Source organism: Cytobacillus praedii (assembly GCF_001439605.1).
GTDB lineage: Bacteria > Bacillota > Bacilli > Bacillales > Cytobacillaceae > Cytobacillus > Cytobacillus praedii.
Genome location: NZ_LMBX01000002.1, coordinates 150,236 through 171,292 on the forward strand (window position 1 = coordinate 150,236; position 21,057 = coordinate 171,292).

The window sequence follows — 21,057 nt, forward strand, 5'->3', positions numbered from 1 at the left end:
TGTCAGACCCCTTTCTGTAATTTAGCAGATACATATTGCATGACTGACCTGCGATCAATATACCCGATAAGATTGCCATTCTCTTCTATAGCTAGTTGCTCATGTTCATACAAGATTTCCAGAATCTCCTGAACAGGAGTTGATGAAGGTACAATAACTGATGATTCTTCCCCTATTTCAGCTACATTTGCTGTATGAAGTAAATCTTCCAATTTAATATCATTCGTCCGTTTTCCATATTTACCGCCTACAAATTCTTTTACAAAATCATTGACTGGGTCAGTAACTAGTTCATCCGGAGTTCCTATTTGAACAATTTTCCCTTCGTTCATTATGCAGATTCGATCTGCCAATTTTAAAGCCTCTTGGATATCATGAGTAACAAAAACTGTCGTCTTTTTAAGATTTTTCTTTAAATCTAACAAATCATCTTGAAGCTTTACACGACTTATTGGGTCCAAAGCACTAAACGGCTCATCCATTAAAATAATCTCAGGATCAGCAGCAAGGGCACGTACAACACCGACTCTTTGTTGTTGACCGCCAGATAGTTCAATTGGTTTTCTGTTTGCATATATTTCATGGTCTAATCCAACCATATCCAAAAGTTCATATATTCTTTTTTTGATCTTTTCCCTTCGCCATTTTTTCATTTCAGGAACAATCGCAATATTTTCCCCAATCGTCATATGTGGAAATAGAGCAATCTGCTGAAGTACATAGCCAATATTCCATCTTAACTCATGGATATCGTACTCACTTATTTTTTTGCCATTAATGGAAATCGTGCCATCCGATAGAGCAATCAACCGATTGATCATTTTTAAAGTTGTTGTTTTTCCACACCCACTTGGTCCAATAAGAACAAAAAACTCCCCCTGCCGAATTTCAAATTCTAATGAGTCAACAGCAATTGTTCCATCTGAATATCTTTTTGACACATTTTCAAATTTAATCATAGAATTATTTCTCCTTGTTTATGCAGGATAGACTTCCTTTATAACAACTCATACCATTCAAAAGAATAATGTAGTAACGTGTACTTATTTACCCATACAGGAACATATTTTAAACATCGCTACAACATTCCAAGTTCATTTAAATTTATGCGTCTTTCAATACAAACTCTGTGTCATTTCTATATGTGTGATCATACTTAGCGGATACATTCATAGCCATATTCTTTCCCATCATGAGGGTAACTTTTATATTTTTAAAAAATACTCTTTTTGTTAAACTTTTTTCTATAATTTGGGATACCTTAACAATAGATAAACCTAGACTCCATGAGGTGAAGGAATGGAACAAGCAGCTTTGATTATAATTACCGTCATTCTCGCACTTGGCATCTTTTCGCAATGGCTGGCATGGCGAATCCAGTGGTCATCGATTGTCATTATGTCAATTGCTGGTTTACTGATTGGGCCAGTCTTGGGCTTAATAAATCCAAAAGAGGCTTTAGGTGAACTATATAGCCCAATGATTTCTCTTGCAGTCGCTATAATTTTGTTTGAAGGAAGCTCAAGTCTTGATATTCGTGAAATAAAAGGAATTTCTAAGTCGGTATTCCGAATTGTCACAGGCGGTGCTTTTTTAGCCTGGGTTGGCGGCTCGCTGGCTGCCCATTTTATTGCTGGATTAAATCTCGAAATTTCCTTTATTATTGGCGGATTATTTGTCGTAACTGGACCTACCGTCATCATTCCGCTGCTTAGACAGGCAAAATTAAAGCCCCGTACAGCGGCCGTCCTAAAATGGGAAGGAATCATTGTTGACCCTGCAGGCCCATTATTAGCCCTTTTTGCTTATCAAGTCATAAAAGTAATGACAAATGAAAACATTCATTACCACCATCTGTGGACTTTCTTTATAGGCGCATTAATCGCAGTCTTACTTGGATACGTAATTGGCTTTGCAGTCAGTATCATGGTTGGCAAGGGACTTATTCCAGAATACTTAAAGTCTCCAATTATTCTATCCTTTGTGCTGATTTGCTTTACCGTCGGCGAGGTGGTCATGCATGAAACTGGCATGCTATCAGTGACGGTCATGGGACTCACCCTAGGACGGACTAAAAAATATGTATCGTCCATTGGAAGCATCAGTCATTTCGTCGAAAACATCTCAGTACTACTAACCTCTACGATTTTTATATTACTAACATCATCGTTAACAAGAGAAATACTGACTGATGTACTCGAACTTCCGATTATTGGATTTGTACTAGTGATGCTGTTCCTTGTCCGACCGTTATCGATTTGGATATCTACAATTGGCACTGAGCTGACCATTGCGGAAAAGCTGCTGATTGGCTGGATTGCTCCGAGGGGAATCGTTGCATTAACCGTTTCCGGGTATTTCGCTTCAATCCTCCTAGAGGATGGTTATGAGGAGGCAAGCATTCTGATAGCGTTAACCTTTGCACTCGTAATCATCACCGTTTGTGCACATGGATTCACAATTGGCCCCATTGCAAAAAGACTCGGCCTTGCCAGCACAGAATCACCTGGGATTCTTATTGTTGGGGCAAGCAGCTTTTCGGTTGCTTTAGCAGATCAAATCAAACAAATGGGCATCCCTGTCATCATTATTGATTCCTCAGGAGACCGTCTATGTTCTGCCGAAATGAAAGGCATTCGTACGCATAAAGGGGAAATCCTTGCTGAACATACACAGTACGATATCGACCTCACACAGTATGAGACACTCCTGGCGATGACGGGAGATGCAGCCTACAATGCGCTCGTTTGCCAGTCCCATATTCCAGAGTTCGGTTACCAGAACACCTTCGCTTTGCCTGTTAAGCAAAATAATCAATTGAACCATGAGGAACTGCCGATAGCCCTTAAGGCTCACTTGTTATTTGGAGAGGATTCCCCCTTTACAGAGCTAAACAGAAAAATCAATATTGGTTATTATTTAAAATCCATCAAGATTAATAAAAAGGATAAAATCCAAAAAGACATGCTTCCAGAAGGAGTCACGCCCCTTTTCATAAAGAAAAAGAATGACATCCTTACTTTTGTGACAATGAAAAAAGGATTTTCTATAGATGAAGGGGATCAGCTAGTTGTATTGACTAAGGATAAAGAAAAGACCGTGTGATCGAAGCAGACGGTCTCTTTTTATTGGGGATAAGCGGGTATAGTAGGACTTAATTCTGATCAACAAATATTTACTTGTATAAATAAGTGTGATGCTAATTTTCACAGCGGTTCCAATCTACTTAGAGCATTTATTTTTATGAAAAAATGCAGCCTTATCCCTTTTAAATTTTGTATTTTTGTAATCTGAGAGAGTTAAGTACAACTGACACAGAACTGAAAGCCATAACCGCACCAGCCAGCCATGGTGCTAAGAGACCGAACATCGCAAATGGGATACTTATAATATTATAGAGAAATGCCCATACAAAGTTTTGCCGAATATTAGTCATTGTTGCTTTACTGATCCTAATTGCTTCTACAACCTTGCTTAAGTCCCCTTTAATAACAGTAATATCACCAGCTTCAATTGCTATATCGGATCCTGTCCCCATTGCAATTCCGATATCAGCAACTGTTAAGGCAGGTGCATCATTAATCCCATCTCCAACCATAACAACATTTTTCCCTTCGTTCTGCAGGCGCTTGATAATTTCTGCTTTGCTCTTTGGGGTGACATGCGGCTGAACATTTTCGATTCCCGTCTTTTCAGCAATGTCCATGGCAGCCTCCTTGTTGTCACCTGTTAGCATGATGACCACCATTCCCATCTCCTTCAAGCCAGTAATTGCACTCTTGGACGATGGTTTAACTTCATCGGCAACAGCAATAACCCCGGCAACTAGATTGTTAATCGCTACGATCATTACTGTCTTTCCTTCTTGTTCCAGTCTTTTAATTTCCCTATCAGCTCTATGGGGAATATATAATTTATTTTTATTAAAATAACCAGGATTAGAGATTAATACTTTTTTTCCATTTACAGTTGCCTTGATCCCATACCCAGGGATTGAAAGTACTTGGCTTGGAATAGGATTCGTTAATCCTCTTTTTTTCGTTTCTTTTACAATTGCTTTAGCAATAGGATGACTCGAATCTCCTTCGACAGCACCTGCTATCTCCCAAAACTCACGTACGCTGCCATGATCGATATATGCGTCAGTGACTACAGGCTCTCCTTTTGTAATCGTTCCGGTTTTATCTAGTACGATTGTGTTGCTTTTGCCGAGAACCTCTAGATATTTTCCCTCCTTAAAGAGAATACCTGCCTGAGCTGCTCGTCCACTCCCAACCATTACAGATGTAGGAGTTGCCAATCCAAGGGCACATGGACAGGCGATAATTAATACCGCAATCATTTTTTCAATTGCTTCACTAACAACTCCTGGTTCAATTACTAGATACCACAGAAAAAAAGTAACTAATGAAATCAAAATAATTACTGGTACGAAAACACCTGTAATTTTATCAGCTATATGTTGAATAGGCGCCTTTGAGCTTTGAGCTTCCTCAACAATACGAATGATTTGTGCCAAAGCAGTCTCTGATTCTCTTTTCGTGACACTTATTTTCAATGTTCCGTTCTGATTCATTGTCCCTGCATACACATCAGCACCTATTCCTTTCTCAACTGGTATGCTTTCTCCCGTCAATAAGGATTCATTGATCATGGAATATCCTTCAATAACTTGTCCATCAATGGATATCTTTTCACCGGATTTAATGATTACTACATCCCCAGGTACGATCTTATCAACGGGGGACTGATATTCCATTCCATTTACATACAATCTTGCTGTTCTTGTTTGTAATTGGTAAAGTTTCTTAATTGCCTCAGTTGTTCTCATTTTCGTTCTAGCTTCAAGAAATTTCCCCAACAAAATAAATGTAATAATGAATGCACTTGTTTCATAAAACAATTCAATCGAATGAGTGCTTCCTAGTGTATTTATATTTGTGAAAGTTACATAATGACTATAAAAAAAGGCTGCTGAAGTACTTAACACAACTAAGACATCCATATTGGCACTTCCGCTTTTTAATGATTTCCAAGCCCTTTCATAAAATTGGAACCCGATAATAAACTGAATGGGAATGGTAATCGCAAATTGGAATAGCGGATTGATAAATAAATCTGGCACTTTAATAAAAGAAGCCCACTTAAAGTGAGTAACCATAGCCCATGCCAAAGGAATGGTTAACAGCACAGATAGTACAAACTTCCACTTAAGTATCGTAATATCTCTCATTTTTTCTATTTCTGACTGACGGTTACTCTTCCTATCAATTTCCGCATCAAAACCAATTTTTTTAATTTTATTAATAATTTCATTCATATTTGTCAATTTATTACTATATGTGACACGACCCTTTTCAGTTGCTAAATTTACGTGTATTTCCTGTACCCCTTCTATTTTTGAGACTGCTTTTTCTATTCTTGCAGCACAAGCTGCACAATGCATGCCTTTTATCTCTAAATGGTTTGTTTCATTCATGCTCCTATTTTCACCTCTTTCTTTGACTTCAAATTAATATATTCTATTAAACAAAGGTAAGCTTTAGAACCATTTCTCTAGTATTCAAATAGTGGTGATAGATTAAAAAAAAAGCCAAACCTCAAATCCAATTGAGGTTTGGTCTCTTTCATACATTCATTAACCGAATTTCTTCACCTGAGCGTCTGTTCCTTCCCTTCTGTTCTGGGATGATACCCTTAAAGCAATTTTGTGCATTCCAAACATAATAAAGCCTGCCATTACTTGATCATATTTTGTATTAAATGGAGGTGGAAGGATATTGAAGGAAATAGATTGAGAGGGAATACAAAGATGAGCTGTAATTTGTGCAAGGAAGGGATTGTTTATTCCATCGATAAAAGCGCTAAATATGAAAAATAAACAAGCTGGCATTAATAAAACGCCACTCAGAACGACATATCGTTTTTTTCTCCTCTCACTAAATCTTTTCTTCGGATCAGGTGATACTAATGGCCACCACATATATAGTGACAAAAGAAATAACAAAAGCATATATCCATTGTGAATGTATGAGTCTAATGAAAAGATCTTTAAAAGAAAAGGCAAATGGTACATAAAAAATAATATAGAAAAAACAATTAATGCGACCCTTGGGGATAATGTCCATTTGCTTAATTTGTCTATAATCGTGAACTTCTTTATCCTATTAAATAAATTTCCAGGTATCGCTAATAATAGCATTGGCGGGATAACAAAGTATAAAATACTCATTTGGATCATGTGTAAACTAAACGACAAATGACTTATTGTTGTTAGAGGGCTGCCGATAGTTAAGTATAACAACCCTATACTAAAGAAAAAGTACAATGGCTGCTTATGATACATCTTTATTTCTGTCAAATGATGTACCATTAGTGAATATAGAATTGCAATTGCTAGAAAGCTTACTAACAATGGTATATTCCACATGAATTGTCCATCAAGTAAAAAAATATTTACCATGTACATCCCCCTATTCGGAGTTTATGCCCTTGAATTCTTTGCCCAGGATTGATCTGTTTCCCGACTTCCTTCCTTTATAGATATGACTCCAATCAAGCCAATGATGGAGAAAATTACTGGAGTGATGAACCCGTAATAATATCCATTACTGACACCACTTGAAGCAGACTGAACATGATCCAGCACCATTCCAAAAATACTCGGCAGCAAGACTGCACTTAGAAATCCACCCGTATTGGCAACACCAGAGACAACGCCTGCCTCCTCTATCGGAAAAGTCTGGCGTACAACAGCAAAGGTTAAGGCACTAGCTCCATACCCAAAACCAATTAGAAAGAAAAGCATATAAAGCATCACAACTGGCGGATTTCCTTTAAAAAATAAAAAAGTACACCAGCTCAATAATATAGTGATATGCACAACAACGTAGGGCCGTTTAAGTGTTGCCAATCGGCCTGAAATCCAGCTCATCAGAGGTGCACCAATAAGTGCCCCGATAAGACCAAACATTATGAGCTGACTGGCAGCTGAACGTGTCATGCCATATACATTCATGCCATAGGGCACAGCCCATGAACCGATAAACCCTACATATGCGCCGACAACACCAAAATGACAAAAGAATAATGCCCATGCCTGCCGACTCGATAATATTCTGCGCAATAAAACCGATGTTTTTTCACGTTGCAGCTTCTTCTTGACTGAGACCGATTCGCTAAGAAGAATTTGTTTTGGCTTTTGTATGAGTACATAATAAAGAAGAATTCCACAAAGACATAATAGAAGTCCAGCAGAAAAAAATGCTGCCCTCCAGCCAAGTAAATGAATCCATGCTGAAAAAGGAACAGTCGCCAAAAGGAAGCCAAGACTTCCAGTCATTCCCGCTATGCCAATTAAGCGAACAAATTCCTTCACTTTAAACCATTGCCCCAAAATCAGCACCATATTGACCCAGATCGTTGCATCCCCCGTACCCGTTAGGATTCTAGCAATAAACAGCACCAATTCATTCGTACCCAGACTATAAATGATTGTACCTACGCCCGTAAGAATGGCACCAATAATTAGAAAAAAATTAGGTCCATATCGATCAGCTAATATTCCCATAGGAACCTGCAAACCAGTGTATACAAAAAATTGAATACTTGTCAGTAGCCCGATCGTTGAAGCGGTTACACTAAAATCCCTCATCACTTGGTCTGTAATCAAGCCTGGCGCCGTTCGCTGGCTCGCCATTAATAAATAAGTCAGCAGAACAGAAGCAAATACAATCCATCTAAATCGACTATTTTGTTTGTCCAATGATTTCTACCCCTGTAAGCTTTTACTTTTATATATATGGAGTTTCTCCCTAGGTAGAAATGAAGATTTTAAAATAAATGAAAATAAAGAAAGGCGGATTATTCTAATGGTTTGGTTGAGGGAAAGAATCCCTGCTCAAAACCGAATTTGCTTAGATAATCTTGAAGATTTTTTCAGGAAAATATGCAAAATAAAAAGCAATTGATATAGTACCAATTGCTTTTTATCACCATTTTTTTCACCTGAGATATAACGAATTTACTTCGTTTGTATTGGGGGCAACAAGGATTAGCGGTGAGGCTTTCGCACACCTGTGTCTGCTGCGAGAAGCAAGAGTGCTCCAAGTGCCATTCTCTTCAGCAGCATTAATTGATAATCTGAACCGATAAGCAATCTAGCTATATGCCACCAACAAACCCAATTGTCCCCACCCCTTACAATGATTGCGTCTTCGAATAAAAAGTAGTAAACTTTATATAACTTAATTAAATTAATTAATTAAGTTATTAAGATAATGAAGCAAGAGAACCGTCCCTTTGCTTCTCATTAAGGAGGCAGCATAAATGAGCCCAACAGCCAATTTAATAGGTGAGTTTCAGTCGATTTTTCATACGACAAAGACTCCTAGAACCTTTTTTGCTCCTGGAAGAATTAACTTAATCGGCGAGCATACAGATTATAACGGCGGTCATGTTTTCCCAGCCTCTATCTCTTATGGAACATATGCACTAGGAATCAAACGGGATGATCAAAAGATACGTTTTTATTCGTTGAATTTCCCAGAAACCGGTGTGATTGAATGCAATTTAACTGAATTAGCTTTTAATGAAAAGGACAGCTGGGCTAACTATCCTAAAGGAATGACTCTATTTATGCAAGAATCAGGCTGTGAAATTCTTCAAGGTGCTAACATCCTATTTTATGGAAATATCCCAAATGGCGCTGGCCTTTCCTCTTCGGCATCAATTGAACTGGCAACAGGTGTTTTACTAAATGGATTATTTGATTTAAAAATTGATCGGATTGAAATGATTCGCCTTGGAAAAAAGGTTGAAAATCATTATATTGGAGTGAACAGTGGGATTATGGACCAATTCGCCATCGGTATGGGCAAAAAAGATCATGCAATCCTATTAAACTGTCAAACATTAGAATACAAATATGCACCCATCGGATTGAAAGATTATGTCATTATGGTTATCAATACGAATAAACGCCGCACATTAGCTGGGTCGAAATATAACGAGCGGCGAATCCAATGTGAACAGGCATTAAGTGATTTACAGCAGAAACTTTCTATTAGTAGTTTAGGCGAGTTAACCCCAGCAGAATTTGAGATACATAAACATCTTATTCGTGATGAGATCAATCAAAAGCGGGCAAAGCATGCTATATACGAAAACGCCAGAACGTTAGACGCACTGGAAAAACTACAACAAGGGGATCTCCATCATTTTGGAAAATTAATGAATGAATCGCATCGATCATTAAGGGATGATTATGAAGTTACAGGTCTTGAGCTTGACACGATTGTACAGACTGCTTGGGAACAAGATTTTGTTTTAGGCGCACGGATGACAGGTGCTGGCTTTGGCGGCTGTGCAATTGCCATTGTTAAAAAAGCGAAAGTAAATGAGTTTAAATATACTATTAACTCGATTTATAAAGAAAAGATTGGCTATGACGCAGCCTTTTACACTGCTTCAATCGGTGACGGCGCAAAAGAAATCTTAGAGGAGTGCTAATATGAGTGTATTCGTTTTGGGTGGAGCTGGTTATATCGGCTCCCACGCAGTCTATCAATTACTAGATCAAGGGGAGAATATGGTTATAGCTAGCTCAGAAAAAGCAAAATTAGTATTAGGCTGGAATCTAACCCGAACCTCCGTTACAAAAATGATTAAAGATGCATGGAAGCGGCACTCCACTCACCTAAAAGGCTATGATAAGGAAGTTAACGGATGATTTATCAGTATATAGAAGGACTCATTCAGAAGGCTTTGGAAGTAAAGTTAATTGAACCAGCCGATCAATTTTTTGTTCGAAACCGATTGATGAGTTTACTAGGCTTGGAAAACTTTCCAGAAGCTGTCGACTCAATCAGCATGGATACTATCCCAAATCTTGTTGAAAAGATCATCACTTATGCAATTGATGAAAACGTGATCCAAAATGTTTTTGATGACAAGGAAATACTTGCAGCCAATATTATGAATTGCTTTGTACCAATGCCTTCCGTTGTCAATGCAGCATTCGAGCAAAAATATAAGGATTCACCACTCGCCGCGACCGATTATTTTTACAACCTGAGCAAAAACAATAATTACATCCAGCTAAATCGAATCGCGAAAAATATTTCCTTTAAAGTTGATACCCAATACGGTCAAATGGATATTACGATCAATTTATCCAAGCCCGAAAAGGACCCTGAGCAAATTAAGCGGGAATTTAAGATGAAGCATGCAAACAATTATCCAAAATGCCTTTTGTGTATAGAAAACGAAGGATATTCAGGAAGAACTAATTATCCTGCACGCGCCAATCACCGAGTCATTCGTGTCCCTCTGTTAGGGGAGAGTTGGTATTTGCAGTATTCACCATATGTTTACTATAACGAACACTGTATTTTATTCTCCGAGGAACACCGTCCGATGAAAATAGGTCGAGAGGCATTTGAAAGATTACTAACTTTTACTGAGAAATTCCCCCATTACTTTATAGGGTCAAATGCCGATTTACCCATTGTCGGAGGCTCTATTTTAAGTCATGATCATTACCAAGGCGGAAACTATGAATTCGCAATGACTCGAGCGGTGGATGATTTTTCCTTTGATTTAAAGGATTATCCAGCTATTAAAGCCTCTGTCATTAAATGGCCGATGTCTGTCATTCGCTTACGGGCAACGAATATCCGTCCCCTTGTCAAGGCAGCTGATAACATCCTGCAAACCTGGAGAGGGTATTCTGATAGGCTAGCAAATATCCTAGCATATACAGAGGATACGCCACATAACACCATTACTCCTATCGCACGAAATCGTGATGGAATTTTCGAGATTGATTTGGTTCTAAGAAACAACCGAACGACTTCCGAACACCCGCTTGGTCTCTTCCATCCACATGCAGATGTTCATCATATCAAGAAGGAAAATATCGGGCTAATTGAAGTCATGGGGCTAGCTGTACTGCCACCAAGATTAAAGGAAGAAATAACTGATATTCAGAAAGTCTTATTAGGAACATCCAATCAAGTCGCCGACTATCATTCTGAATGGGCTAAGCAATTGAAAGCAAAGTATGGAACTCGATTGAACAAGGAACAGGCAGATTCCATCTTACTAGACGAGCTTGGAAAGAAATTTGTAAGATGCCTTGAAGATGCTGGAGTATTTAAAGAACATGAAGCATTTAAGAGATTCATTCATGCTTTGAACAAATAGGTGGAAGAATGATGAGAATAACGACAAGAGTAACGAATGGAAAATGGAAGGAATATACATTATCGAATGATAGTGGTATTTCCATGAATGTCTTGAACTACGGCGGTATCATTACAAAAATTATGGTTCCAGATCAAAAAGGGAACATTGAAAATGTCGTCCTTGGGTATCGTGATTATCGAGACTATGAATCTAACCCTCATTATTTCGGTGCAATCATCGGGAGAGTTGCCGGCAGAATTCAAGGCGCTTCCTTTAAAGTGGAAAATAGAACCTACCCACTAGCAGCTAATAATGGAAAGAATCATTTGCATGGAGGCCCTAATGGGTTTCACCAAGTTATATGGGATACTGTCCCTTTTCAAACACAAGATGCAATTGGTTTAAAACTAACCTATAAAAGTGTCAATGGTGAAGCTGGATATCCTGGTAATCTAGAGATGATAATAACCTATACACTAAATAATAAGAACCAGCTTTCTCTTGATTATGCTGCAACTTGTGATCAAACGACTCCCCTTACATTGACAAATCACTCTTATTTTAATTTGAGTGGAAATTTAAAAAATACAATCCAAGATCATCATGTTACAATTGCAAGCAGCAGGTTTGCTGAATTAAATGAAGACTTGATTCCTACTGGAAAACTCGTTGATGTTAATGAGACTCCCTTTGATTTTCGTAATAGTGGTCTTGTCCTAGGCACTGGTTTTAACAGTACCTTTATGCAAAATAGGATTGTCGGAAATGGGTATGATCATTATTTCATTTTTGACAATAAGTTAGCAGAAGCGATGGCAACATTAGAAGATCCAAGCAGCGGGCGCGTGATGTCAGTAAAAACCGATCAACCTGGAATGGTCATGTATACCTCGAATGCGATGGATACGGAATGGACATTACGAGAGGGCCCCTCGCGGAAATACCTTGGTATTTGCTTTGAAACCCAAGCTTCACCAGCATCCCTCCATCATCAGGGGTTTCCAAGTGTAATAGTAAAATCTGGAGAAAAGTATGAAAAGCAGACGGTATTTTCTTTTAAACTAAAGCATTAGTGGTTTCCATCGCTTCATTGAGCATATCAAACAAAAAAATAGGCTGGACCCTTTAAATATAGGTCAGCCTATTTTCCCCAATGGATCAAATAATTCATCCAACAGTAATGCAACGGCTCCCAACAATGTTACATCGTCTCCCAACCTTGTGACGGTCACTTTTGTCTTTTTCGCCTCAGTTGTTAAGCTCCTTTGCTGAATTGTTTCGAGGAGGGCTGGCATAATAAATTTTTCACTTTTCATCACTCCCCCACCCAAGACAATTTTACTCGGGTTAACGAGATGAATTAAATTGGTTAAACCGATTCCGATCATTTCACCTGTTTCCTGTAGTAAATGAACGCAATCTGCATTTCCATTTTGCGCAAACTCAAATATTTCTTTGGCAGTTAATTCACCTTTTGTTACCTGCTTTCTTGCTCTTTTTGCAATCGAAGAACCACTTACAAGCGTTTGCAGACAGCCTTGATTTCCACACTCACAAACGTCTCCATTAATATCTATCGTCATATGACCAAGCTCACCAGCAATTCCCTGGGCCCCATGATATAATTTTCCATTCATGATCACTCCGGCCCCTACCCCACGTCCAATATTCACCGCTACCATGCTATCTACCTCACCATGTCCACCAAACCATGATTCTCCTAATGCCATTGCACGTGCATCATTTTCCACTTTAATCGTTAGGTTAAATTCCTCTTCCAGTGCTGCTTTTATTGGTATATTTCTTAAGTTTAATATCGGGGCCACAAGTGAAGTGCCTGTTTCTATATCTACTGCCCCATGCATAGCGATCCCGATTCCAATAATTTTATCTCGATTCATATTTGATATTTGTAAAATTTCACGAATACTTTCCTTTAAAATAGAAAGAAACTGTTCATTTGTGATAGGTTTTGATAGCAAACGAGAATTTCGCTCTATAGTTTTACCTGTTAAATCAGTAAGGATACATTCGACTTTCTCCGGTCCCGCATCTATCCCTATGACATAAAAAGCACTTGTATGAATATGGAGCATAGTCGGTTTGCGTCCTCCACTTGAGTGACCAAGCGTGCTTTCCCTAACTAATCCCTGATCGATTAATTCTTTAACAATACTGCTGACCGTTGGGGGAGTTAGACTTGTTTCTTTCGCAATCTGTGCTCGTGAGATTGGCTCAGATAAACGAATTTTATTCAACACGATTGATTTATTTACTGACTTCATTAATTTGAATGTACCACGCTGCATCGAAAATCCTCCACAAAACTAACATTTCTCTTATTATAACACATACCCATAGTTAATTAATTTAATTAATATACTAGATAAAAGGCAGACTTTATTAGAAAGTCTGCCTTTTATCAGTTCTTTGAATTCGCCCTTTTCTTGACTAGTTTCATTCCTTCCACTCTCTTAGAAACTGCTATTCCTAATAACAAGTTCAGTAGCAATATTAATTTTTTTGGCAATTTTCCTGCCTTCTATTCTCTCTAACACTGTATCTACGGCTGTTTCCCCCATCAATTCCGTATGGACTTTGACTGTGGTTAAAGTCGGGAAAACATATTTCGATACACTAATATCATTCATCCCTATAACATTTACCCGATCTGGTACAGCAATCCCTTCTTCAAGGAGCGCCCTTAAAACACCTACCGCCAATGTGTCATTTGCAGCTAAGAATGCTGTTGGAAGCTTATTCCCATGTTCTTTGATGGCCATCTTCATTAAAGAGTAGCCGTGGTCAACTAAAAACTTGCCTGTATATATGTATCTGTCATTTAATAGTTCCTTTTCGGCAAGATAGCGCTTAAATGCTGCCTCTCTTGAATCTTCAATAGAGGTAGTTTGATCCTCTGCCATCTCTCTTCCGCCAATAAAGCCAATCTCCCTATGCCCTTTATCAATAAAATAATCTAAGACTCTTACTGTTGCTCTTCCTAAATCAGCCACAATAGAATCCAAATGATCCTGATCAGGTGAGCAATCGACAAAAACAATATTATCCGTAATTGATGTCAATTGATTGATCTGTTCAAGACTGAACTCTCCAATTGCAATGATTCCTTTAATATCTTCATCTTTCCATTTATCAAAACTATCTTGATAGAATGTAACAATCTCTATCCCATAATGTCGGCTTCGGTTCTCTACCCCTAACCGAATCGACATATAATATAAATCTTCTAGCTCCTCTTTTTCTGTATGCCATTGAAAGATTGCAATTTTCCCAATATCAGGTTTACGAATACTTGTCTTCTTCTTATAATCCAGCTTTTCCGCAGCTTCAAAAATTCGCTTTTTCGTTTCATCGCTAACTGATAGAGTTGAATCATAATTTAATACACGAGATACGGTTGCAATCGAAACACCTGCTTCTTTTGCGATATCCTTAATCGTTGCCATTATCAAACTCCTACTTTAAAAAACGATTTAATTGTTGAACTAATCTATATTTTAAAAGTATTAACGCAAACACTCAACTTTTATTTAAGAATCAAGACGAATATGAAGGACGACGAGTTTCCGCCGCCCCCATTCATTATATGTCTTATTCCCTTTCTACCCAATCCGTCCAAGCTCAACCGCTGAAGTTTCTTCACAGCAATAGAATGAAATTTTAAATGACAGAGAAAAATCTTCAAATGTACAGCGATACTTTTTAAGCTGATTCTGGCCACAGGAATTACTGCCAAGTCCATTCTGCTGGCTGTCGAGGTGTAGAACTACATAGTCTCTTGGTTTCAAATCAATCGTATGCTTCGCCTTTTCAAGATCATGCACCTCATAATGTGAGGCTTGAAAGTTAAAGGCTTCATTCGTGGTGAAAATTATTCCATTTGATGATTGATCAGCTATACTTACCCAATCACAATCAGAGCGATTGCCATTTTCTTGCGGTTTCACATAATTCACAAACAAATCCTTAATATTTTTATGATAAACACCTATATGGTTTGCCTGTTTAGAATCTGCGTAACTTTCACCAGGGCCTCTTCCGCGCCATTGTACATCAGTGAAATCCTTATTCAATTGCAGTTGAACACCTAATCGCGGAATCATTTCTGGGGCATTTTCTTTCATCCCTGAAGCGATCCCTGAAATATTACATACTATGTCCCCATCTGGATAAATCTTGTATTGGTAATGAAGTTGATAATACCAGGAGCTATTTGTCGTGCCATAATAGGTATCTGTCTGCCACTCAAATACGCCATCCTTCAAGTCATATTGAATATTTCTTACTCTCTCATGACCTAAATGCATGAAATATTTCGTACGGTAATCATCTAACAAATACATGTCATTATCGATTGGCGCGCGCCAGAAATTGAATTGCGGGCCTTTTTCAATCTGGACCTTGCCATTTCGAGTGACTTCTTTTATCAAACCTTTTACACAATCGAGTGTAACTGTAAACTTACTTCCATGTACTGTCATAAATGCTCCGCTTTTTGTTGTGTAAAGTTCTCCATCTGCATATTCTTTTAGCTGTTTCTCTGTTTCAGATAGAATAAAGGAGGCATTTGCTAATTCATGGCCTTTTTTCGCCCAAGGAGTATCTTGATTTAATCGATAGGAAAATACAAGAAAATATTTTGCCCCCTGGACCTTCCCTATATCCGGCACTTGCGATAATTGAATCTCGGCTGTTTCCCTCCCTTGTATACGTGGCAGTTCGATTGTTGAGGATTCCAAAAGTTTGTCATCCTCGAAATAGGATAAAGTTAATTCCATTTGATCCAGTGCTAAAAAATCGTAACGATTGATAAGTTTGAATCGACCCATTTCAAGATCTATGCACTCTGTTTGCACAGGTTCAATGACTTTTTTATACTCTAGTAAACTAGGTGATGGTGTACTATCTGGCATAATTAATCCATCTATACAAAAATTCCCGTTCGTTGGGTCATCACCAAAGTCTCCTCCATAACAATAATACACTTCTCCATCTTCAGAGACCGTTTCAATCCCATGATCAAACCATTCCCAAATAAATCCACCTTGAAGTTTATCATACTTATAAAATAAATCCTGATATTCTTTAAGATTCCCTGGGCCATTCCCCATTGCATGTGCATACTCACATAGAATATGCGGTTTTTTGCTATTTTCTATTATTTGATCCATCGTACGCCTATTTCCATGAGACTCTAACCATGTATACATCGTACTGTATACATCTGTCACTTCACATTCTCTATCCCCTTCATAATGAACTAGTCGAGTTGGGTCCATTTCTTTCGCGCGTTTAGCCATTGACCTAAAGTTGTGGCCAAAAGAGGATTCATTTCCTAATGACCACATAATAATACAAGGATGGTTTTTATCTCGTTCAATCATTCTCTCTATTCGAGATACGTATGCCAATTCCCATTTTGGATCATTGCTGATCCAATCATACTTTCCTGTTAGTTCAAATCCGTGACATTCTAAATCTGCTTCATCAATGACGTACATTCCGTACCGGTCACATAAATCATATAAGCAGGGGGAATTCGGATAGTGTGCCGTGCGGATTGCATTAATATTATGTTGCTTCATGATAATAATATCCCGCTCTATCTCTTCTTCTGACACAACCCTTCCATTTTTTGGGTTATAGTCATGACGATTCACACCCTTTAATTTAATCGCCACCCCATTGACAAGGAATGTATCTCCTGAAACAACAATGGAACGAAAACCAATATGCTGATGAATGACCTCAATTGTTTTCCCTTCATTATCCTTTACTGTCATATATAAATGATAAAGGTTTGGCGTTTCTGCACTCCACTTTAAGGGAGAGGAAATGGTTTGGCAAATGGGATGATTCGCATCCTCTTCTAGTTGAAAAATGCATTCACCATTTTGGTCGATTAATTCATATTCAATTCTCTGTCCTAACTGATTTGTTAATTTTACCGAAACATGCAGCTCTGCATCCTGCCATTTCTGGTCGAATAATGTATTGATTGTCAGATCATATAAGCCTGCAATGGGACGAGAATATAATTCTACATCCCTAAAAATCCCACTTAGCCACCACATATCTTGATCTTCTAAATAGGTTCCATCAGACCATTGAAACACACGAACAGTGATGTTGTTCTTACCTTGACGAATCTTATCTGTAATATCAAACTCTGCTTGAATACGTGCTCCTTTGCTGTAGCCCAAAAATACACCATTTATGTACAATTCAAATGCCGAATCTACCCCGTGAAAACGAAGAATGATCTGCTCCCCATCTGCCTGCCGGTTCCATTCAAATTCCCTCCGGTAGATGCCTGTTGGATTATCTGTTGGGACAAATGGAGGATTAATCGGGAAGTTATACCATAGATCTGAATAGTGCATTTTTCCGTATCCTTGAAGCTGCCAATTACTTGGAACAATCAAATCATCCCATTCTGTTGTATCTAATTCATCTAGATAAAAGCCTTCCTCCCAATATTCCGGTGCCTCCAAATACACAAATTTCCATGTTCCATTTAAACATTGATAATAATGCGTATTGGCTGGGTCACCCGTTTCTGCCGCTTTGCGCGAAGGATAGCTTAAATAATGAGCACGAGCATCCATTCTATTTATTTCATCAATCTGAATATCTTCCCATCTTTTTACATGATTCATTTTTCACACTCCCTAATTGTTATTCTTTAACTGAACCACCAAGAATTCCTGAAATAAAATGCTTTTGCAATAAAAGGAAAAAGATAATTATTGGAATAGTAGCTAATGTTGTGCCTAACATGACTTGGCCATAATCGATTCGTGCCATCCCTATTAAACTTGATAAAGCTACAGGCAATGTAAACATTTCTTTTGAATTTAATGTAATTAGCGGCCATAATAAGCTGTTCCATTGACCCATAAATTGAAAAATTGCTACAGCAGCTAACGCTGGCCTTGTCATTGGCAAAATAATGGAGAAGAATATTCTGAACTCCCCTGCTCCTTCCACTCGTGATGCTTCAATAATTGAATCAGGAACAGCTTTCATATTTTGCTTCATTAGAAAGATCGCAAAAGGGGCAGCTAATCCTGGTAAAATAATTGCTTGATATGTATTAAGCCAGTTAAATGAAACCATCATTTCGAATAACGGGATTAATGTCACTTGGGAAGGTATCATTAATGAACATAAAATGATGAAAAAGAGCCCATTCCCTCCCTTAAAACGGAATTTAGCAAAAGCATACCCAGCCATTGCACTTATAAGTGTACTAACAACGGTATAAGTAAGGGCAATGAACATAGAATTAAAAAATACTTTTGTAATCCCAATTGATTCACTTAGAGACTGAAAATTTTCTGCTAAATTTGTGCCTGGAAGAAGCTTTGGCGGAAGGTGAAAAATTTCGCCTGATTGCAAAGTAGAACCGACAAACATCCAATAAAATGGAGCAATAGAAAGGAGCACACCTATAATTAAAAAGCTATATATTCCAATTTTAGCTAATAGATTATTTGAAGTAATCATTTATCATCGTCACCTACTAATTTCATCTGAATCCATGAAATGATTGCTGTAATAAGAACAAGGACGTAAGCAATAGCTGATGCATAGCCAAACTCAAAATACTTAAATCCAGTTTCATATAAATACAAAGTAATTGTCGTGGTTGCATTATTTGGCCCACCAGCAGTAAGTATAAATGGTTCATCAAATAACTGCAGCGTGCCAATCGTTGACATAACTACAGTAAAAATGAAGACCGGCTTTAATTGCGGAATTGTAATCCAGAAAAACTGTTTGACCTTACCCGCTCCATCTATACTGGCTGCTTCATATAAATCAGAAGGGATATTTTGCAGCCCTGCTAGAAAAATCACCATATTGTATCCTGTCCACCTCCATGTCATGACTAGGATGACAGAAGCTTTCGCCCAGAATGGGGACGTCAGCCACTTAATACCCTCTATCCCAAACAAAGAGAGAAAGTAATTAACTAGCCCGAAATGCTCATCTAGAAGAATCATAAATACGATGGATGCAGCAATCAATGCTGTAATAGCAGGCATAAAAAAGGCAATTCGAAATAGCGTTCGCCCTTTCACCATGGATGAGTGGAGCCCTACAGCTATAAGTAAAGCAAGTGAAACCATAATTGGCACTTGAATAATTAATAGCTGAAATGTATTTAAAAGAGATTTATAAAAAACAGGATCCTGAAACAATCGGGTATAATTAGAAAAACCAACAAATGTTTTCTCTATGCCACGTACTTCTTGGAAACTTAGAATAAAAGATGATAGGACTGGATAAACGGTAAAAATCAACATTAAGATAATGGCTGGAGCAATAAAAACATATGGTGCCCTTTTAGGAGTTAACCATTTCTTTCTCGTTTTCAATTGATAGTTTATTGGTGCATTTGTTTTTATTTCTACTTTTCCCACTTAAGGCACCCCCCTGACTTTTCCACAGACATCTTGTTATATAGAAAAGAGGAAGTCATTACACCTCCTCATTTCTACATATCCTTACCTCTTCATTTCATTTTCTAATTGTTTCTGCGCATCTTTTAACGCATCTTCCACTGGTTTATCTTCTAATAAAACGGAAGATTGAGTATTACTAGTAATCTCACTTGCCTTCGCATAATTTTCATTCAAATGAATTTTTGGTACTTCTTCAACAATTTCAGCAAATCTCTTAAATATTGGACTGCCATTAAAGTATTCGCTGTTTGCTGTGAACTCTGGCAAAACATACGTATCTTTTAATGAAGGGAAAAGGCCGTATTTTTCAAATCCTAACATTTGCGATTCTTGATCCGTTGTAAAGAATTCAACAAAGGCATATGCAGCTGACTGGTTTTTGGTTGTAGACGGGATTAATAATGATGACCCTCCTACGTTGGCATATCTAGTGCCACTCTCCTTAAATTTTGGAAGATAGAACATATCCCAATTACCTTTTAAATCTGGTGCTTGGTCCATAATCGTTCCCGTATACCAAACACCATAAGGAATGGTTGCAACTGTGCCATTTACTGTTGCTGTAACAATGCCGTCCCAACCGCTATTATTAAAGACAAGGTCCGCATCATAGAGTTCTTTAATAACACTCATCGCGCGAGTAGCTTCAGGAGATTGTAAAGTAATTTTATTATCCTCATCAAAATAGGATAGACCTTGCTGCTGCATCATCATTTGGAAAACACCATCATAATTTGAGATATCAATTGGGAGTAACTGCGCTCCAGTAGCTTCCTTTATTTTCTTGCCTGCTTCAATATAATCATCCCATGTTTGAATAGCATCTGGATCTACATTTGCCTTCTCAAAATAATCAACACGGTAAAACACACCAGCTGGCCCAATATCCCAAGGAGCAGCAATCATATTGCCATCTTTATCTTGAACAGCTGCTACTTTGGCAGGATTAAACGAATCCTTATACTTGTCATATCCTAACTTATTTAATGGCAAGAATCCTTGCGGGAATTGGTGCGTATATCCAGGAATGCGCTCATCCTCCATTAAGACAACATCGGGCAGTCCTGACCCCCTTGCCGCCAAACCCACTGTTAACTTTTCGTAAAGATCCCCACTGCCAAAGTCCTCAACCTTTACTTCTACATCTGGATATTTCTTTTGAAAGATTTCAACTGATTCTTTAAGTGTTGCTGCTGCCACATCCCAGCCCCAAACGGTAATCGTACCCGCTGGATTTTTGGCATCACCCGTTTTTATTTCATCTCCAGAGGATTTATTCGAACAGGCAGGTAAGATTAACAGAACCAAAATAAGTACACCATACAAATACTTTTTCATATTGGACCTTGCCCCTTTTTATAAAAAAATAATCGTTATC

The 21,057-nt window shown here is 38.1% G+C and carries 14 protein-coding genes and 1 pseudogene; 5 read left to right on the plus strand and 10 right to left on the minus strand.

What is annotated here, in order from left to right; translation table 11 throughout:
* Nucleotides 1–2: 2 nt before the first annotated feature.
* Nucleotides 3–959: an ABC transporter ATP-binding protein gene (locus tag ASU02_RS02715; RefSeq protein ID WP_057760728.1), complete on the minus strand. Its 957-nt coding sequence runs from the start codon at nt 957–959 to the stop codon at nt 3–5.
* Between the two features lie 340 nt (nt 960–1,299).
* On the opposite strand from ASU02_RS02715, the gene ASU02_RS02720 reads away from it, so the two are divergent.
* A complete protein-coding gene (locus tag ASU02_RS02720; RefSeq protein WP_057760730.1) occupies nt 1,300–3,105 on the plus strand; it encodes a cation:proton antiporter in 1,806 nt (601 codons plus the stop codon).
* 163 nt (nt 3,106–3,268) lie between these two features.
* Here ASU02_RS02720 and ASU02_RS02725 read toward each other — a convergent pair whose 3' ends face one another.
* From ASU02_RS02725 to ASU02_RS02735, 3 genes are all read right to left on the minus strand, one after another.
* Entirely contained in the window at nt 3,269–5,479 is a 2,211-nt protein-coding gene (locus ASU02_RS02725) for a heavy metal translocating P-type ATPase (protein WP_057760732.1), read from the minus strand.
* A gap of 159 nt (nt 5,480–5,638) precedes the next feature.
* Nucleotides 5,639–6,463, minus strand: a complete 825-nt coding sequence (locus ASU02_RS02730; RefSeq protein ID WP_057760734.1) for a cytochrome c oxidase assembly protein — start codon at nt 6,461–6,463, stop codon at nt 5,639–5,641.
* A 21-nt stretch (nt 6,464–6,484) separates the two neighbouring features.
* Nucleotides 6,485–7,765, minus strand: coding sequence for an MFS transporter (locus ASU02_RS02735; protein WP_057760736.1), 1,281 nt, complete (start codon nt 7,763–7,765; stop codon nt 6,485–6,487).
* A gap of 563 nt (nt 7,766–8,328) precedes the next feature.
* On the opposite strand from ASU02_RS02735, the gene ASU02_RS02740 reads away from it, so the two are divergent.
* The 4 genes and pseudogenes from ASU02_RS02740 to ASU02_RS02755 all read left to right on the plus strand — a co-directional run bounded on the left by ASU02_RS02740 (nt 8,329) and on the right by ASU02_RS02755 (nt 12,260).
* On the plus strand, nt 8,329–9,510 hold the full coding sequence (locus tag ASU02_RS02740; RefSeq protein WP_057760739.1) for a galactokinase: 1,182 nt from the start codon (nt 8,329–8,331) through the stop codon (nt 9,508–9,510).
* Between the two features lies 1 nt (nt 9,511).
* A pseudogene (locus ASU02_RS27325) lies at nt 9,512–9,598 on the plus strand (hypothetical protein); the annotation flags it as partial.
* Between the two features lie 128 nt (nt 9,599–9,726).
* Nucleotides 9,727–11,205, plus strand: a complete 1,479-nt coding sequence (gene galT / locus ASU02_RS02750; RefSeq protein WP_057760743.1) for a UDP-glucose--hexose-1-phosphate uridylyltransferase — start codon at nt 9,727–9,729, stop codon at nt 11,203–11,205.
* Nucleotides 11,206–11,216: 11 nt separating this feature from the next.
* Nucleotides 11,217–12,260 (plus strand): aldose epimerase family protein, encoded by a 1,044-nt coding sequence (locus ASU02_RS02755; protein ID WP_057760745.1) that lies wholly within the window; start codon nt 11,217–11,219, stop codon nt 12,258–12,260.
* A gap of 63 nt (nt 12,261–12,323) precedes the next feature.
* On the opposite strand, the gene ASU02_RS02760 is transcribed toward ASU02_RS02755, so the two are convergent.
* From ASU02_RS02760 to ASU02_RS02785, 6 genes are all read right to left on the minus strand, one after another.
* Nucleotides 12,324–13,496 carry an ROK family transcriptional regulator gene (locus ASU02_RS02760; protein ID WP_057760747.1) on the minus strand — a complete coding sequence of 391 codons (1,173 nt, stop codon included), beginning with the start codon at nt 13,494–13,496 and terminating at the stop codon, nt 12,324–12,326.
* A 165-nt stretch (nt 13,497–13,661) separates the two neighbouring features.
* Complete coding sequence (locus ASU02_RS02765) at nt 13,662–14,654, minus strand: LacI family DNA-binding transcriptional regulator (RefSeq protein ID WP_057760749.1); 993 nt, start codon at nt 14,652–14,654, stop codon at nt 13,662–13,664.
* A 156-nt stretch (nt 14,655–14,810) separates the two neighbouring features.
* Nucleotides 14,811–17,867, minus strand: coding sequence for a beta-galactosidase subunit alpha (gene ebgA / locus ASU02_RS02770; RefSeq protein ID WP_057760751.1), 3,057 nt, complete (start codon nt 17,865–17,867; stop codon nt 14,811–14,813).
* A 19-nt stretch (nt 17,868–17,886) separates the two neighbouring features.
* Nucleotides 17,887–18,717 carry a carbohydrate ABC transporter permease gene (locus ASU02_RS02775; protein ID WP_057760753.1) on the minus strand — a complete coding sequence of 277 codons (831 nt, stop codon included), beginning with the start codon at nt 18,715–18,717 and terminating at the stop codon, nt 17,887–17,889.
* Nucleotides 18,714–19,637 carry a carbohydrate ABC transporter permease gene (locus ASU02_RS02780; RefSeq protein ID WP_232426136.1) on the minus strand — a complete coding sequence of 308 codons (924 nt, stop codon included), beginning with the start codon at nt 19,635–19,637 and terminating at the stop codon, nt 18,714–18,716. Before ASU02_RS02780 ends, ASU02_RS02775 begins: the two co-directional genes overlap by 4 nt.
* A gap of 84 nt (nt 19,638–19,721) precedes the next feature.
* Nucleotides 19,722–21,017: an ABC transporter substrate-binding protein gene (locus ASU02_RS02785; RefSeq protein ID WP_057760755.1), complete on the minus strand. Its 1,296-nt coding sequence runs from the start codon at nt 21,015–21,017 to the stop codon at nt 19,722–19,724.
* Nucleotides 21,018–21,057: the final 40 nt, after the last annotated feature.

What these genes read in the sequence shown, in the direction of transcription:
- ASU02_RS02760 (WP_057760747.1), bottom strand. Translation starts at nt 13,496, where the DNA reads ATGCAGCGTGGTACATTCAAATTAATGAAGTCAGTAAATAAATCAATC.
- ASU02_RS02725 (WP_057760732.1), bottom strand. Translation starts at nt 5,479, where the DNA reads ATGAATGAAACAAACCATTTAGAGATAAAAGGCATGCATTGTGCAGCT.
- ASU02_RS02765 (WP_057760749.1), bottom strand. Translation starts at nt 14,654, where the DNA reads ATGGCAACGATTAAGGATATCGCAAAAGAAGCAGGTGTTTCGATTGCA.
- ASU02_RS02740 (WP_057760739.1), top strand. Translation starts at nt 8,329, where the DNA reads ATGAGCCCAACAGCCAATTTAATAGGTGAGTTTCAGTCGATTTTTCAT.
- ASU02_RS02730 (WP_057760734.1), bottom strand. Translation starts at nt 6,463, where the DNA reads ATGGTAAATATTTTTTTACTTGATGGACAATTCATGTGGAATATACCA.
- ebgA (WP_057760751.1), bottom strand. Translation starts at nt 17,867, where the DNA reads ATGAATCATGTAAAAAGATGGGAAGATATTCAGATTGATGAAATAAAT.
- ASU02_RS02720 (WP_057760730.1), top strand. Translation starts at nt 1,300, where the DNA reads ATGGAACAAGCAGCTTTGATTATAATTACCGTCATTCTCGCACTTGGC.
- ASU02_RS02785 (WP_057760755.1), bottom strand. Translation starts at nt 21,017, where the DNA reads ATGAAAAAGTATTTGTATGGTGTACTTATTTTGGTTCTGTTAATCTTA.
- ASU02_RS02755 (WP_057760745.1), top strand. Translation starts at nt 11,217, where the DNA reads ATGAGAATAACGACAAGAGTAACGAATGGAAAATGGAAGGAATATACA.
- ASU02_RS02775 (WP_057760753.1), bottom strand. Translation starts at nt 18,717, where the DNA reads ATGATTACTTCAAATAATCTATTAGCTAAAATTGGAATATATAGCTTT.
- galT (WP_057760743.1), top strand. Translation starts at nt 9,727, where the DNA reads ATGATTTATCAGTATATAGAAGGACTCATTCAGAAGGCTTTGGAAGTA.
- ASU02_RS02715 (WP_057760728.1), bottom strand. Translation starts at nt 959, where the DNA reads ATGATTAAATTTGAAAATGTGTCAAAAAGATATTCAGATGGAACAATT.